The organism is Streptomyces sp. NRRL B-24085, from assembly GCF_001282115.1.
Classification (GTDB): Bacteria; Actinomycetota; Actinomycetes; order Streptomycetales; family Streptomycetaceae; genus Streptomyces.
Map to the genome: position 1 here is coordinate 1 of NZ_LJBR01000161.1, position 15,926 is coordinate 15,926.

Annotated in this window: 11 protein-coding genes; 1 reads left to right on the forward strand and 10 read right to left on the reverse strand. The window is 65.5% G+C overall.

Annotated features, from left to right (window positions below; translation table 11 throughout):
• Positions 1-486 precede the first annotated feature (486 nt).
• Positions 487-1,119: a DUF2461 family protein gene (locus AOJ26_RS19025; RefSeq protein ID WP_234358599.1), complete on the reverse strand. Its 633-nt coding sequence runs from the start codon at positions 1,117-1,119 to the stop codon at positions 487-489.
• Between the two features lie 267 nt (positions 1,120-1,386).
• Positions 1,387-2,334, reverse strand: a complete 948-nt coding sequence (locus AOJ26_RS19030) for a hypothetical protein (RefSeq protein ID WP_234358600.1) — start codon at positions 2,332-2,334, stop codon at positions 1,387-1,389.
• A 329-nt stretch (positions 2,335-2,663) separates the two neighbouring features.
• Here AOJ26_RS19030 and AOJ26_RS19035 point away from each other — a divergent pair, with 329 nt between their 5' ends.
• On the forward strand, positions 2,664-3,212 hold the full coding sequence (locus tag AOJ26_RS19035; protein ID WP_053849516.1) for a DUF4262 domain-containing protein: 549 nt from the start codon (positions 2,664-2,666) through the stop codon (positions 3,210-3,212).
• Positions 3,213-3,253: 41 nt separating this feature from the next.
• On the opposite strand, the gene AOJ26_RS44425 is transcribed toward AOJ26_RS19035, so the two are convergent.
• From AOJ26_RS44425 to AOJ26_RS19060, 8 genes are all read right to left on the reverse strand, one after another.
• On the reverse strand, positions 3,254-3,628 hold the full coding sequence (locus AOJ26_RS44425) for a transposase (RefSeq protein ID WP_234358601.1): 375 nt from the start codon (positions 3,626-3,628) through the stop codon (positions 3,254-3,256).
• A gap of 130 nt (positions 3,629-3,758) precedes the next feature.
• Positions 3,759-4,358 (reverse strand): transposase, encoded by a 600-nt coding sequence (locus AOJ26_RS44430; RefSeq protein ID WP_234358602.1) that lies wholly within the window; start codon positions 4,356-4,358, stop codon positions 3,759-3,761.
• On the reverse strand, positions 4,310-4,726 hold the full coding sequence (locus AOJ26_RS45075) for a transposase family protein (protein ID WP_256979503.1): 417 nt from the start codon (positions 4,724-4,726) through the stop codon (positions 4,310-4,312). Before AOJ26_RS45075 ends, AOJ26_RS44430 begins: the two co-directional genes overlap by 49 nt.
• Positions 4,701-4,910, reverse strand: coding sequence for a hypothetical protein (locus AOJ26_RS44435; protein ID WP_078959956.1), 210 nt, complete (start codon positions 4,908-4,910; stop codon positions 4,701-4,703). The genes AOJ26_RS45075 and AOJ26_RS44435 overlap by 26 nt, the downstream gene beginning before the upstream one ends.
• A 1,560-nt stretch (positions 4,911-6,470) precedes the next feature.
• A complete protein-coding gene (locus tag AOJ26_RS19050) occupies positions 6,471-6,794 on the reverse strand; it encodes a hypothetical protein (protein WP_053849517.1) in 324 nt (107 codons plus the stop codon).
• Positions 6,795-7,175: 381 nt separating this feature from the next.
• Entirely contained in the window at positions 7,176-8,078 is a 903-nt protein-coding gene (locus AOJ26_RS19055) for a transposase (protein ID WP_234358609.1), read from the reverse strand.
• A 309-nt stretch (positions 8,079-8,387) separates the two neighbouring features.
• Entirely contained in the window at positions 8,388-8,708 is a 321-nt protein-coding gene (locus AOJ26_RS43500) for an ankyrin repeat domain-containing protein (protein WP_143663570.1), read from the reverse strand.
• 650 nt (positions 8,709-9,358) lie between these two features.
• Positions 9,359-15,889: an RHS repeat-associated core domain-containing protein gene (locus AOJ26_RS19060; RefSeq protein WP_078959957.1), complete on the reverse strand. Its 6,531-nt coding sequence runs from the start codon at positions 15,887-15,889 to the stop codon at positions 9,359-9,361.
• Positions 15,890-15,926 lie beyond the last annotated feature (37 nt).

The window sequence follows — 15,926 nt, forward strand, 5'->3', positions numbered from 1 at the left end:
CCCCATGACAGTGCCAGCCCTACCCTCAACACCCCACCGACCAGCACCAATACCCAACCACCAGACCCACCCCACCGACTCTCACCACCACCGACCCCAAACCGAAAGATCGCAGCCCACGTTTGCTGAGGCCGCTCCGGACGGGCAGATCGCTGACCGGCGGTGTCTCACGGCCCGCCATCACCCGGGACGGCTGTGTGGGGGTGCCGTACGGCGGGGAACGCGGAGGTTGTTCTGCCCCGGATGTTCGACCGCTACATCACGTTACGCGGGGGCATCGCCTCGATCCGCGCCCGCATTCCCAGATTCCTGCCGGATGCGTTGTCCGAGGCCTGTCTTCGACGGTGCCGTCCCCCTGCCCGAGATGCCGGACGGTTCTCGGGCGATGGACGACCGGTCGGCGCTGAAAGTGCGTATCACCGTCAGATTGCGGGGGCCGGCCGCACGGGTCTGGCTCCTCCCATGCCGAGTGGCGCCCTCGTGATGTCAGGCGGCGCGCTTCACGTGGCGGACCAGCCACATCAGCAGGGCGTCCAGGTCGGCGGCGGCCGAGAGGACCCGGTCGACCGCCTCGGGAGTGTGCAGCCACTCCTCGCAGCCGAGGGGACGAGCGGCGATCAGTGAACGGTGGCGCAGGAGGTTCGCACGGGAGTGGTCCGTCGGATAGCCGCGCGGGGGGCGTTTCATCACGTCCCCGGAGATGTCGTAGCCCTTCTTCCGCACGTCCTCGACGATGGCGGACAGTTCGCAACCGCTCCTCTCGGAGGCGACGGCTTCGCGGAACATGTCCACCTGGCCGGGGTCGGGGTACCACCAGGCGCCTTGGATCCGCAGGCCGTCCAGGTCGAACCGGAGACCAATCTCGATCTTGCGGCCGAGTCGGATCACCGCGCCCTGGTGCTGCCACCACCAGGAGTCGGTGCGGTAGTGCCAAACGGAGAAGTCCTCGTACCGAGGGTCGGTGTCCGCGACCTCGTTGAGCAGGGCGATCATCGGTTGCCGGACCATGCGTTCGCGGTCCGCGCGGTAGCGCTCGCGGGTCGCGTGGGTCGGTTCGCCCTGGAGCTGCCACAACACGTCCATGGCCTGCTCCGGCCAGCCGGTGAACTGTCCGCGCATGCGCGCAGATTAGCTCACCCGTGGTCCGCGCGCGCCGAGAGTGAGACGGGCAGGGAGGCGTAACCCCAGACAAGGTGGGAGGTGCTGCGGCGGGGCTCACCGGCGAATTCGATGTGCCGTGTGGTTCTGCTCACGAAAATCGACAGCAGATGTTCAGAAATTTCGACAGCACCCCGGCGCGCTTCTTGTTCGATAGAGGCCAGGCCCGAGCCCCGGCTTCTGGCCGCGGCAGCAGCCGACGCCGAGCGGTGGCGCCGGGCCACGGGGTCAGGACGTCCAGCAGGTGTAGGTGAACCAGGTCTGGACCTCGTCGGCGGACAGCACACGAGTCAGCTCGGCCGTCCCTGGGAGCATCGGGAAGAACCGGTCGGCGTTCCAACTGCGCGGGTACATCGGCTCGTCCAGCACGAGTAGGCGGCGCCCCTCCACAACGGGGATGTCGTCGGGCAGCCCCTCGTTCCAGATCCGCTCCCCGTCCGGGGCGAGGAGTTCGAAGGCCCCAGTCGCGACGGCCCCGGTGCGCCCCTGGGCGGGCTCGGGGTCCGTGGCCAGGCGGACGCTCTCCGCCGACGGTGCGGTGCCGGGCACGTGGCCGCCACCGACTAGGACGTGAGCGAGCAGCGTGTGCAACTGGAAGTTGTCCCCGATGCCGCCGATGCGCACTTCGAACCCGGTCCCGGTGGGCCGGTGCAACACCACCAGGGGCTCGTCGTCCAGGATCGCCAGAGCGTAGGCCAGGCACTTGAGGTCGTGCCGCTTTAGGGCCGCCAGGTCGCGGCAGGCGGGGAGGAGCGCGGATGCATGCCGACGGCGCACCTCGGCGCTGCGGCACAGCACGGCCAGCGCGGGCGGCTGCCACTGCTCGACCGAGCACCAGGCCAGCGCCAGCCGCAACGCCTCGAGCGCCTCGCCACCCAGCCGGGCCATCAGCGCGTCGTCGATGATCTTCTCGTCGGCGCCTGGCAGCTCCTCCCCGGCATCGCCGGCCGCGGCCCAGCGGCGGGCGAACTCCAGGGCATCCAGCAGGTCCCGATGGGTGCCGTCGAGGACCGGCTCCGCACACGCCGCCGGATCGGCACCACGTTCCACGCAGAAGCCGGCCATCGTCGCCAGCATCGGGCGCGGACCGGTGGGCGGAAAGGCAGGAAGCAGCGCGGCCAACCGGGGTCCCACCGGCACGCATTCGGTGCCCGTTGCCGACTGCAGGCCACTCATCGCCGCATTGAACGCACGCTCAGTGCGGCCACCGTCGCGAGCGGCCACTGCCTGCTCCAGCTCTGACATGACGGCGGCCAGGTCCGCGGCCTTCTGCTTCCTTCTGAAGATCACCGGCACACCTTAGGCCTGACAGGTGTCATCAGGCCACCGTCGTTCGAAGATTCCGGACCGTTCCGTGCTGTCGAAACTGGTGAACATTTGCTGTCGGTTCTCGGTTCTGGCACAGATCTTGGGGAGCGGTCGCTGAGGGTGACGATGTCGTTCGATTGAACGGGTGGTCACGAGCCCGGCTGACCGACTCAGCACTTACCTCGTAGCCTCCGCGTATGACTGCTGATCCGTTCCAGTGCCGCTGCGTCCTCTGCCATGACTACGGCGACAGGGACGAAGCGGACCGCATGGATCTGACGATCATCGAGAATGTGCAGCGGCACGGATGGCACGTCGTGATGGTTCCCGAGGACGACATCGGTCCTGGATTCGCCTACACGATCGGCCTCGCACACACTCACGGCGCCCCTGAACTCGCCATGTTCGGACTCGACATCCACGCCATGCACCGCATGCTCAACGGAGTTGGCGAGAAGTGCGCCACGGGCGCCGTACTGGCGGACAGCCAGAGGCACCCTGACGTTGTCGACGGTCACCACGTCGCGCTCAGACACGTTGACCTCCGCTGGTACAGGATCTTCTTCGGGCAGGCCATCGGGTTCTACCGGCGGCCTCCTTTCCCTGTGCTGCAAGTCGCGTGGTCCGACGCGGATGACCGCTTCCACTGGGAAAAACAGGCCGAGGAACGGCATCGGGAGTCGCAGCCTCAGTTGTGGCTGCCGCCGAGTGAGCACCCTGTCGGGATCTGGACTACCGAACTCTGACTTCTGGCGCGCCGACCAGCGACAGACCGCCGTCACGGAAGCTACTGAAGCAAGATCATTGTGCGGAGCAGCTCGAATCCAGTCCGGCCGTAGAGCTGCCTCTTGATCTTCTTGATGCGGTTGACGGCACCCTCGATGCTGCCCGAGTTCCAGTCCAGGGTGAGGCCGGCTTTCACGGCGTCGAGGTCTCGGTGCAGGTGCAGTGCGAAGCCGGTGAGGCCGGGTAACTGGCTGGCGTCGACGGCGTCGATCCAGGTGGAGAGTGTTGAGCCGAGGCGGTTGGTGAGTATCTCGCCGAAGCCGCGAACATGTTCGGCGGCCTTGCCCAGTTCGGGGCAACGGGCCAGGACGTCCTTCAGGGCGGCCCGGTCTTCCTCGGTCAGGGCCGTGGGGTGCCGGGTGAGCCAGCCGGTCACTTGCCGCACCGACGGCGGCCGCGGTGCCACGCCGGCCGGAGTCCTGCGGAGGGGTGCGATGTGGGCGCGGACCATCTGGTAGGTGACGGGCGCGTTGGCTGCAATGAGTTCGCCGTGCAGTCGGGTGACGCTAGTGCATCCCTCGGCGAATCGCCGCTCGCGGTAGGGCTTGTAGGGATCCAGTCTGCTGGATCTGGGCAGACTGTCGCGGATGGTCCTGCCAGCGTGCGGCGTTCACGTACCGGAGCACGGTGTTGAGACCCCAGCCCAGGTGCCGGGCAATCGCCCGGCGTGAGTGACCTTGGGCGAGGAGCTCATGGACCAGGGCGTGTGCTGCCTTCTTCCGCTCGGCCCGCCGACCGACAGGCGCCGAATCGTCCAGCGACCGACCGTGGTGGGGACGGGTCGCGACTGGCAGCGTGCCGGTGGGCGACGGGTTGCGCAGGCACTCACGGTGGGCGGCGACGCATGTCTCAACGGCCCGGCCGAGGCCCTGCCACAGATGGAACCGGTCGGCTACCTGCAAAGCGTCCGGGGCACCGCGCCGGGCGCCGTCGGCATAGGCGCCCGCCCGGTCCCGGCAGATGATCTCCACGCCAGGGTAACGAGTCAGCCAGGCGGCCAGTGGCCCGGCTTCGCGGGTAGGGAGCACATCGACCACGCGATGGTCTTCGACGCTGGTCAAGACGGTGGAGTAGGTCTGGCCACGACGGATCGCGAAGTCGTCCACGCCCAGGACCGCGGTGTACTGAACCGTGGATCGGGCAACGTCATGACCCTGCGTAACAAGGTCATCCGTCCCGCCCCGAAGCCCAACTGGGCGGCCAACCGAGCACCGGCCCGCCCAGCCAGCGCGAGCCCCACTCGCTCCAGGGCATGGTTGAGCCGAGCGGTGAACCGTGCGTACGGGACGGCGAGTCGGGAGAACGGCTCGGCGAACGTCCGGCGGGGACAGTCCGGCACTCCGCAGATGAAACGCCGGACCGTCAACCGGATCACGAAGCCCTGTTCAGCGAGCGGAAGGTCCTTCAGCCTGCGCTGGTATCGGTCGTGGACTCGGTCCGAAAAGCGATCACAGTCCGGACAAGCCGCCCCCACCGCGCGGGCCTCTCACCATCACCTCGACTGTGTCGAACGCGGCCGTAACCGCCTCGACTTCTACATCGTCGATCCCGTCGAACACCAGCGAGTCCAAGAACGGTGCATCGGTCTGCATGACCAGCACCATCACGGTTGACAACCGACGACAGCAGCGGTCGACGAGTATCTGAGGGAGCGTCACTTCCGCTCATCGGACGACAAGGCGTACGCGGTCTCACGCGAACCCGTCTCCTCATAATCGAACAACGCGGTGACTCTCCGCGACCGCTCCCCAAGATCTGTGCCAGATCCGAGAAAGGGCAGGGCTTGTTCACCGGTTCGGGAGGCACCGGGGCGGTGTGAGGGTACCCCCGCAGCAGACCCTGACAGCTCCCAGGACGAACACCAACGCGCATCCTCCAAGCACTGCGCGAACACCGCGGCAACACCCCGAGCAACGGCTGACGATCACCTGCCCCACACCTCCCGACAAGAGGGACCAGCAAGCCGTGACAGACAATCCGCTCGCCCTCCCACCCGAGCAATGCCAGCGCCACGGGGACGCCCGCTCGCCAGGCGCCCCGATTGCCGAACGCACCTCCTCGCCACCCGCCAGACCTTAAACCGACACCGTCTGCCCGTACGACGAGTAGGTGTAGGCAGGTTGGCCATCCGTGCTATCGGCCCACGACCTGCTGCCGGCGCTCTCGGGACCGGTTCCAGCGCGGGCAGTAACCAGGGTTGTTCGGCACTGACGAGACGGCTGGCAAGGGGTAGGACGGGCTTGGTACCCACCTCCCGCGAGAGCGCCTGTGACCGCTTGGCACAGTCGGCGCACGCCGCGGTTCCGAGGGGGCGGCTCCACGAGCAGAGCCACGCACGCGCCGGCTGCCCCTCTTGCTGAGCAGTGAATCGAGAGCAGCAAGCTCCGGCCACTCTGAACCGTCGGGCCGCGCAGTCCGTCGCAGATGCCGTGCTGGAATGACAGTGCGCAAATCCCGCAACGCTCGCATCCGGCTGTTGCCGTCCATCACCCAAAATCCGATCCTCCCCATGCCCTCAGCAGCCGTGGCACCGACCCCCTGCGTCCCCAGGGCCTCCGGCCGGCCCTGCGAAGGCATCCACTCGGACAGCTTCCATCGGAAGTACTCGCTGTACTCGCTGCTTTCCGGCACGGCTCGCTTGACGTCCTGGATGTCAGGGAACGCCGCGTCAGTCTCTGTGTAGTCGAGGAAGCGGTAGGGCGTCCGCCGCCCTTTCCGTGGGCGCACCACCCTGAACCATGGGTTGGACAGCGCGGTGGGAGCCGCTGCGCGCTTGGCGGGCTGCTCAGCCCGCGCACTGCGGTAGGCAGCCTGCTTGCACGCGTCGCTGCAGTACTTGCGCGTACGCCCGCGGGCCTTCTGCACGAAGGGCGGCGCGGTACAGCCGACACGCTGGCACCGATGGACAGGTACCTCTTTGACACCCTCCCAGACCAGGGCCGAGTGCTGCGGTCCCGTCCGGCTCAACAGCTCCTCACGCAGTTGAGGCCCGAACTCCGAGTCCCGCAGTCTGATCAGCAGGCTCCTGATGAGCTCCTGCAAGCCTTGTACCGTCCAACCGAACTGTCGGGCCATCTGAACGAGTGGCGCCCCGTGCAGATAGTCGAGCAGGAGCCGCCGTTCGGAGTCCCGCAACACCTTGCGCAGGGCACGCCCGAGGACGTCATCGCCGATCCGGCGGCTGACGGGGTCCTTGTCCGGCCAGTACTGTTCTCGCCTCACTGCGCTCCTCCCCCGCCCAGCTCCGTAACTGCCGTACTGTCCGGCGACGTCGCACCGTTGGAGAGCGCGGGATCGGCCACCGGCCCCTGCGGGCCTGCCCCCGGTCCCGCGCTGAGGCCAGCCTGCCCAACTCCCACCCGCAGCGACTTGAAGAGACCCAGAAGCGTCCGCCCGCTGCTGTCCAGCATGACCGGCAGATCTTCGAGCCGCGCACGGCGGATAGCCAACGCAGCCAGAACGGCGTGGGCGACAAGCGCGGCCAGACAGACCAGGGCGAGCAACCCCACCACCGCCACAACTGCCCACGGGACGTCAGACATCAGCTTCGCTCCTTCGAGACTGGAAACGCCGATGGCCCCGACGCGTCTTCGCGTCGGGGCCATCGGCGTGGGGCATGAAAAACCCGCCGGAGAAGGCGGGGCCGTCTGGTGCAGGCACATGTGTGCCACCACCAAGGCGAGCATAGCCACGTACAGCCCGAGCAAGACCGTTTCCCGGCATCGAAACCGCGTTTCCGCAGCTCAGAGACGAGATAACCAGGAAGGATCTCCAGCAGGGCAAGAGAGCATTTCGTAACAACGCCTACCGGCCGCCGACTGCGGGACCCTCGCTCCGTCCTGCCAGGCACCGAGACGACACCCGACTAACGACCTCGTGCACGGTTGGCGGTGGCACGTCGAGGTGTGTGGCGTGGTCGGTGTTCACGCTCGAAAGCCATGGCCAAGGGTGGCGGTCTGCTGGTGTGAGAGCAGTGCGGCGACGGCTTGGACGATGTCACTCATGTGCTCGCGACGGCCAAGGTGCCGGGCGAGAGCCCGCCAGTTCTTGAGGTGTGCGATGCCGTGCTCGACCCGGATGCGTCGTGAGGAGTGTGCCTTGCGTTGCTGCTCGTGCCTTTCCTCGTACCAGGCTGGAGCGTTCTTCTTGAACTTGCGATGTGGTGGCGTCAGCACGCGCCCGCCGGTCTGCGCGCCCATGCCCTGATAGCCGGCGTCCGCGAGGATCTCCAGGAACGGGCCGTGGGCCAGGAGCTGGGCCAGTCCCAACTGGCGGGCCTGGGTGATGTCGGCGCAACTGTCGGGCCGGACCGGGCTGCAGAACAGTACGCGCCCCTCGGCGTCCGTGACGACCATGGACTTCACGGCGTTCTGTTTGGTCTTGCCGGAGACGAATTTGTCCCGGTCCTTGCGTCCGGTGGCCGGGCGTCGCACGCGGACCTCCGTGCCGTCGATGATGCCGGTCCCGCCAGCGCCCAAGTACTCGATGACCTCGGCGAGAGTGCGTAGCCGGATGCCCCGGGCGACGGTGCAGCCCCGTTGCGCCAGCAGGGGCCGTACCTCGCCGATGGCGCGGGTGCTGGTGGAGCGGTCCACGCCGAACCAGCAGGCCAGCACGTCGTGTGTGGTGCCGTGGCGCAGACTCACCAGCGTGGCCAACAGCCGATCGATGAAGACGAACTTGTGCTTCGCCCCGGCTCCTACCGCCCGCTGCCGTGGCCGAGCGGTAAGACGAGCCTGATGCAGCTCGTGCCACAACGGCCCTACCTCAGCGACGAGTTCAGCGATCACCGTCGGCGACAACCCAGTGACCCGGTACTCCGCCACGATCAATTCACGCGCCCCTGCCCCCACCATGCCCGTTCAACGAGCTACCTGGGCTTCGAGCCACCGCCAATCGTGCACGAGCTCGTAAGCCGCTGATATAGCCAAGCAACCCGGTGATTTTGATCCAACTTCCTCAACATTCCAGCATTGAGAGGGCTCGACAGATGGAACTAGACCCGCAACAAGCGCTACGTCGATGAAGTTGATCCGGGACATGCCTGTGGCTCCGGGTGCATCCGGAGCCACAGGAATGTCGCTGCTTGGCGGGTTAAACACGCAACCATCTGCGATACACGCCAAGCAAACTCGCTACATGAAACGCTGAATAAGACGTCGAGCCATTTCGTGCCGATAATCAATCGCAATTTGAAGTGGACCGCCGACGTTACGGCCGTGGATTTTCGGCGACGCACCATAAGCCAACAGCACGGCAAGTAGTCCGATGCCCATCCGCCCGCCACCCTGTGCAGCAACATCTGCCTCATAATCGACGGCATGCTCAAGCAAGGTTAGACCACAGCACTCTTCATTCGGATTGGCGCCAGAGTCGAGATGCCGGGCTAGGGCTTCCAGGTCGCCGTCCTCAATTGCCTGGTGGGCAGGCGTCCAGAGGTTCTCAATTTCAGTCACACACCAAAGTGTACATTAAATTGGCTTCGCGACGCCATGACGGACATACAAAAAATACTTGCGGGCGAAGCCATACCGACCCGGGGAGTCAAGCCTCAGAATTCGCACATTGATTTCCTGCGACCTCCAAAGCGCGTGCACAAGGGCATAAGGTGAGGGCCAGTAACTGGAATCTACATTCATCTGGTCAGATGGTTCCACATTTGATACGGGTCGAACTCGTGGTGCACGGCGCCGCCATTCCTCCCGCTCACGAGTCTCAATCAGGTCGGTGGCTCCCCCAGGCGGAACGCCCATGGTGAATCCCAGCCACAAGCCGCACGGCTACGATTAGCAATCGGCGGCGCACCGACGACGACTTGCACGTTTACCGAGAACCGGTGATTCCGGGGCCGCCGCCTTTTATTCCGGGTCGGCCCCGGTTCATCTGCCATACACCGCCGGGTCCGCCACATCCGCAGGCGGACAGCAAATGGAGCACATGCAGCGCCCCAGGCGCTGGATGACACCGGACCACGCGGACCACGTTGGGACGACGTCGAACAGCGGGCTGAGCTGCCGCACGGTTGGGTTCGTACGGCAGTACATCGCATCGGTCTCAGTCGACGGCAGCAACCATGGCCGGCCCCTCACGGTACCATTCCACCACCTTACTGCCTCCCTGACGAATAAATCATTGTTATATTAGGAAATTGGTCATGGAATTGCCCGATAACCGATGTACAGGAGGGGCATGCCGGCTGTGAAGAGTGGAGCGTCACCGTACCCTTGACTGCAGAAGCATCACCCAACTGATTGGCGATATACGTAAGCATCTTATACTCGGTATCGTTGATTCTCGCATTATTCCCCGTCGCGGCCGCCTTGAAGCGAACAGGATTACCTTGTGTCCCGACTTGAGGCACGAGGCCGGTCTGCTGATGCTTGCCGCTTGTGGAAATCATTACCCGAGTACTTTGACCGTCGATCTCCACCATGCCAGCCAGGACAGCCCGTCCCTTACCTGCAATCCCCTTCGCGTATGTGGCTTCCACTTGAGCCGCAAGTAGGGACGACTTGAAGTTCTGAGATGCTCTGGCAAGCATAAATGGAACAGCCCAGCGCCCAGGCCCCACCCCAGACGCTACAGGGGGGTCTAGTCTGCACATATACCCAGGCGGACACTTCTGCCCTGGATGCAGAATCCGATCCCAGTCACCCTTCAGGATCGCAACAAGAAGGCTGTTTTCCTCGTACGATTCCCAGATACTAGAGGCAGTATTTCCGAGGTTGATCTTTACATCTACGTTCCCCACGCAATGTCCGTATGCGCAGGCAAGTACTTGGCCGTCATCGCCGACCATGGTCTGACCAGATGAATCCGTCGAAGCAGTGCCACAGCTGCTGTTGCAAACATAGGGAGGTTTCGGCTTGGACGGATCGACCGCCTCGTTGGGACGTCCGTTGCCTGGTGTGCCGTCAGGACGGGTCGGGCAAGGCGTGTCGTCTCCGTTGCCTCCACAAGCAAGTCCCATGCCTGTGGGATCGCTATAGGTGAGCGGGTTTTGGACCGCGTAGCTGTAGCCGTTGAGGGTTTGAGGCTTGTCGACTTCGAGGAGCGGGTCGACGCTGATGAACTGACCGACACCGGGGTCGTATTCGCGGGCGCCCACATGGGTGAGGCCAGTGGATCCGTCGGCTGACTTTCCCAGGAAAGTCTTGTCGTCAGGCCAGTTCGTGCTCTTGGTTCCGCGTGAGGCGCCGAAAGGTGACGTGTAGCGCTTGGTGACTGCGTATGTCCCCGAGTCCAGGGCGACACTCGACGTGCCGTGGTGGTCGCCTGCCAGGAAGCTCAGCTTCGTGCCTGACGTGCCCGATACCCCCGTGCGCACGGCGATCGTCTGGCCGTTGGCCGTGTAGTAGCGGGTGCCGGAGAGGGTCTTCGTGGTCCCCTTGGTCGTCAGACGGACTTCAGTGCCGCCCAGGTAGAGGACCGTGTCGCCGTCGCCGGTCGCGCGGCGGATAAGGAGTTCGCCGCTCGCGTCGTAGAGGTAGCCGGTCTCCTTGGTGCCCTCGGTGGTCTTGGCGAGTTTGCCCTCGGTGTTCCAGGCCAGAGTCTGTTGAGCCGACGGGCCGGGGCGGGATGTGGTGTTGCCGGAGTCGTCGTAACGATAGGTCGCCGCTGTGGCACCGGACGTCGCGTCCAATGTGTGCGGCTTCGTGTCCGTCGTGGCGTTGTAGGTGTATGTGGTGGTGCTCTCGACAGACGCCGTGTGCTTGGTCTCGGTCTTGCGCTGGCCTGCGTCCGTGTAGGTGTAGGAGTTCCAGTACGGGGCAGCGCCGTCGATGTTGGACATCGTCCGGCCGGATGCCGCGCAGTCCGTCGTTTTTGGGGTCCAGGACTCCGTCAGGCGGCTGTAGCCGTCGTAGGTGAAGCACTGGTAGTCGGCCTTCGTCGTGCCGCCTTGGGTGGTGGCGTCGACGATCGACGTGACGTTGCCGGCGTCGTCCTGAGTGAACTTCAGTTCCTGTGGCATGTAGCCGTGGACATCGTCTGTGACGAAAGCTCGGGTCAGGCGGCGTGTGCCGGGCTCGTACTGCCAGTTGAGATAGGCCTTCTTGGCCGAGTCTCCTCCTTGGACGCCCAAGGCGAGTTGGGTGAGATCGCCCTGCGGGGAGAACGATGCCCCCTGGAGGTAACCGGTCGTGCCCAAGGACGTCAGTTGCTGGCCAGTGGCGTTGTACGTGTACTTGACCATCTCGGAGGCGAGGCCCGCGACAGCCGGCTGGGAGGCCTGGCTGATCGTGCCGTCCAGCCGGTAACCGGTGGTGAAAGTGAGCGTCCTGGGAACGCCCGCGGCGACCAGCGGATCGCTTTCGGGCAGAGTCAGTTTGCTGCTTGTGACCCTATAGAGGTTGTCGTAGGCGGTGACTTCCTGGGTGTAGACCTTTCCGGCCAGTCCGCCGTCGTAGCGGACCGCAGTGTCCTGCTGCCCCTTGTACAACGAGTCGAAGGTCCAGGCGGCGAGCTTGTTGCCGTCCGTCTTGTCGATCTGCCACATGCCCGTCTTGCGACCGAGGTTGTCGTACTCGTACAGCAGCTTCCGGGTGGCGTCCTTGTTGGGCGTGGTGCTGACGGTCTGGTCGAGGTTGTTGTATTCGGTGGCGCTGGTGCCCTTGTCCGGGTCGGTGGCAGTGACCTGGCGGCCGAACAGGTCGTAGGTGTAGGACCACTGAGTCTTGTCGGGACCGGTGATGGTCTCCTGGGCTCCGGATGGGGTGTAGCCGTAGCCGGTCGTGGTGTAGTCGGTGCCGGCCGGTTTCGGGCCGGCGTACTCACGGCGTTCGGTCACCTGGCCCAGGGCGTTGGTGACGGTGGCTGTGGCTTGGCCGCCCGTCGGGGCGCTGGTTGACGTGGTGTCGCCCGTATAGGTCGTGGTGAGGGTCCAGCGGGTGACGCCGTAGTTCTTCGTCACCGCTTGGGTGGCGCGTCCGGCTCCGTCGTAGGTGGTGTCGGTCTGGGTCGGTGCCTGGGAGCCCTCGGTCTGCACGGGGCTGGCAGAGGGTTCCGATGTGTCGTCCCAGATGTCGCCCTGGGCGCTGACCGCCAGTCCGCGATCGTCATACCTGGTCAGCGAGACCAGTCGTCCGCCGCGGGGGGTCGGGGTCTGCACCTGGCGGCTGCGCAGCAGTGAGTCGTAGTACTCGTAGGTGGTGTTGTAGCCGGAGCCGTCGCCCTTGAGAGCTCCGGTGGACACCCAGGACATGGCCGAGCTGGTGACGTTGTAGGTGAAGACGTAGTTGGGGGTCTGCTTCAGCGTGGTGGAGCGGTTGGGCAGCCACACCTTGGTCAGCCGGCCGAGGCTGTCGTATTCACTCGCGGTGACTTTGCTGTTGGGGTCGGTGGTCTTGAGTACGGCACCGGTGGCGAAATCGAACTCTGTCGTGGTCGCGTAGGTCTTGGCGTCCTCTACGGCTGTCGAGGTCAATGGACCAGCTGCGGTGGGCTCGTAGATGGTGGCGGCTATCTTCAGGTCATTGGCGTCCCGGACCGCCTTGGGCCGGCCCAAGGTGTCGTAGTCGGTCGTGGACGTCTTCTGCCAGCTCGGGGTGCCGTCGGCGGCATAGCCCTTGGCGCGGCCCGTCCACTGAGGCTCGCCCTTGGTCGGGGTCTGTGCGCTCGTGTAGGTCTTGGAGTCGTAGGCGGTTGCCGTGTCCGAGATGACGTGGCCGGGCCTGCTGGAGTCGGCCGGCAGGTCCAGGGCGGTCACGGAGCAGGGTTTGGCTACAACTTGTACGCGGGAGACGAGGGAGTTGATGCCGACGGTTTTGTTTCGGGCGTAGGTGTTGCGGGTGCACGTCTCGTCGCCGTCGACGGCGTCGTCGCCGCGGTCCTCGACGGTGGATGCCATTCCGTAGTCGTCGTACGTGGTGGCGACGGTGCGCACGCGGTCGCGCGGAGCGATGCCGCTGGTGATGTTGGTGCGTGTGTGGGTGGCGGCGGTGCGGACGTAGTAGGCCTCGGTGTCCGCGTACGACTTGTGTTGCGTGGCGGTTCGCTTCGACCACGGGTCGTTGATCGTGCCGGTGACCTCGGGAGTGCCGTCGTAGGTGACCGACTCCCGCACGAAACCTGCGTACTGTTCGGAATCCGTGATCTTGCTGGCCTTGATGCCGGTCACCTCGACGCTCTTGCGGGCGTTCGCCTCAGGCGTCTTTCCGTCCGCGCCCAGGACACGGTCGCCGTTCATGCCCCGAAGGTAGACCGTCACGGTCTTGAGCTGCTTACTGTCGCTGTCGCCCGTGAGGTGGGTGACCTTGCCGAAGCCCCTCCAGATAGACCAGGTTCGTTCCTTGGCCGGGGTCATCGGGTCGTCGTTGTAGTGCCAGGCGCCGTCCTCGGAGTACTGATACGAGTGCTGGACCGCTTCCGAGCCGCCGCGCGCATCCGTCGTCGAAACCGAGGAGACCGGGTACTTCTGGAACCAGTCGAGGATCGGTGTCTTCTCACCGTTGGGTGACCAGTAGACGGGGTAGCAGCGGCGCGTGTTCGTGTCAACCTTGGGCATGGTCTGCCCGGCCACGCAGTCGGCTTCCTTGTAGGAGACGATCGTAGGCGCCCCGGTCTCGGAAGTAATGGACCGCAGTCGGGGCCGGTCGAGGGAGAGGATGCCGTCGGCGTGTCCGTCGACCCGGTTGGGCAGGAACACGTGGTCGAACTTCACCGGGTCCAGGGCCAGGTCGGTGCCGCGTTTTCCGGTGTGTTTGATTTCGTCCAGCCACAGCGAGAACTGGGTGGAGTCACCCGTCTCGCCCGGGTTGAGGTAGTTCTGCTTGAGCGCGTAGACGTCAACCGGCTCGAAGCCGGGAGTGGCGGCTGCGGCGTTCCAGGCGTGAGTGGTGATGGTGGTCAGGCGCTTGCGGGTGAAGAACGACGGGCCGACATTGCCCGTGCACTTGTCGCCCTTCTTACACACCGCGTCGAACGGCACGTCGGGCCAGTTGTACCGGGTGTCCTCGGTCAGTGCGTCGCAGCCTGTGCCGGAGGCAATGCAGCGCTCCGCATAGGCGAAGACGACCTTGTCGGACGCGGCCGGGGCTCCGGAGAACAGGGCGCCCTTGCGCTGGCCGTAGCGGATCTCTTTCAGGTAGCCGCCGCGGACGTACTCGGTGCCGGTGGTGTCGTCCCCCAGCATGTCGTAGTTGTTGAGTTCCGCCGTGTACCAGTTGGACATGGCGTTGTCGTGGGTGTCCTCGACATAGTCGAGGTTCCAGCGCCATGCCTGCTTCTTGTCACGGCCGGAGAAAGAAGAGCCGCTGCTGAAGCCCGGCTCGCCCGAGTCGTCACCGAAGACCGGGACCGTCCACACCGAGTTGGTGCGGTCGTCGGCGCCCGCCCCCTCGAGCTTGTTCAGTCCGAAGACGTATTTCGTGCCGTCTCCGGTGGTCACGGTCCAGTACTCCCCCTTGCCGTCGATGTTGTCGTCGCCGTCGTCGCCGTTGTCCGCACCGGTGGAGTGCGTGACGGTGGAGGCGTCGTCGTTCTTCAGCCGCCACTTGCCGTCGGTGTCGTCCTTGACCAGTTCGGTGGCCTTGCCGTTGAGCACCAGGGAGGCGTTGTCGTACTTCCAGCACAGGTCGTGCTTGCCGTCTTGGCCGTCGTCGTCGCAGGAGCCGTATTTGCGCTCGATGTAGGACGAGGTCAGGTCGAAGCCCTCACCGATCTGGGTGCCCTGGTTGTTCGTCGTGGCGGTGCGTCCGTCGACACTGCCGGAGTCGTACGAGATCGACAGGTCAGGCGTGGGGCCGGCCGCGGCCGGCGGTACCCGCACCGGGTACGACCAGGTGAAGTTGCCCGAGGAACCGCCCGCCTCCCAGATGGATGTGGCGGACAGGGGGGTCGCCTTGTAGTCGCCGCCGCCGGACTGGGTGCCAGCGGCCAGGGCCAGCACCATCGGCTGCGGTGAGGCGGTATTTGAAGGGAACGACAGCGTCGACGAGAGCGTCGCGGTGTGGCGGTCGTTGGTGAAGGGGAGCGTCTTGGGAGTGCGGCATTTCCCCTTGGCGGCGTCGTCGAGGAGACATGCGGGGAATTGCAGGAGCTGTAGGCGTCCGGCCCAGTCGGCGCCGTAGGCGGAGGAGAAGGCGGAGTAGTCGATGCCCAGGCGGGCCTTTCCGCCGTTCTTGGGGCCGGTGACGGTGAGGGCTACGCCTTTGATGCCGAGCTTGCGTGTGGTGTTCTGGTCGAGGACCTTGACGGTGGCCTGGCCCAGCGGGTCCGTGTGTCTCTTGCCCTTGTCGGGCGGTAGCGCGAGGAGCTTCACGGGCAGTTTGCCGGGGCTTGCTTGGGTGGTCTTGGCGTCGGACAGGGACAAGGCTGCCGACCCGCCGGTCGGCCAACTGACGTCGCGCTGCACAGCCTCACGGGCCTGTTGTGCCGCCGCCAGGTCAGCGGCGGCGGCCCGGGTGACGATCGCGGCGTTCTTCTTGTTGGTCTTCACCGTCCAGGGCGAGACCTTGGCCGCACGCGGAGCGTCCTGTCGTGGCTTGCCCAGTGGATCGGTGTCCGCAGCGAAAGCGACCGGAGCCAGCAGGCCCGGCACCATGGCGAGTGCTGTCACCGAGGCGATCCGGCGCATCCAGGCGGCGCCGCCTGCGATACGGCGGCCCGAGCGCGGCAGGCAAAGGGTGAGCTTGTTCATGACAGGTCTCCTCGCGTGCGCCCCAGGCCGGGGTACA

What these genes read in the sequence shown, in the direction of transcription:
- AOJ26_RS19025 (WP_234358599.1), bottom strand. Translation starts at nt 1,119, where the DNA reads ATGCGCGGACAGTTCACCGGCTGGCCGGAGCAGGCCATGGACGTGTTG.
- AOJ26_RS19030 (WP_234358600.1), bottom strand. Translation starts at nt 2,334, where the DNA reads ATGAGTGGCCTGCAGTCGGCAACGGGCACCGAATGCGTGCCGGTGGGA.
- AOJ26_RS19035 (WP_053849516.1), top strand. Translation starts at nt 2,664, where the DNA reads ATGACTGCTGATCCGTTCCAGTGCCGCTGCGTCCTCTGCCATGACTAC.
- AOJ26_RS19050 (WP_053849517.1), bottom strand. Translation starts at nt 6,794, where the DNA reads ATGTCTGACGTCCCGTGGGCAGTTGTGGCGGTGGTGGGGTTGCTCGCC.
- AOJ26_RS19060 (WP_078959957.1), bottom strand. Translation starts at nt 15,889, where the DNA reads ATGAACAAGCTCACCCTTTGCCTGCCGCGCTCGGGCCGCCGTATCGCA.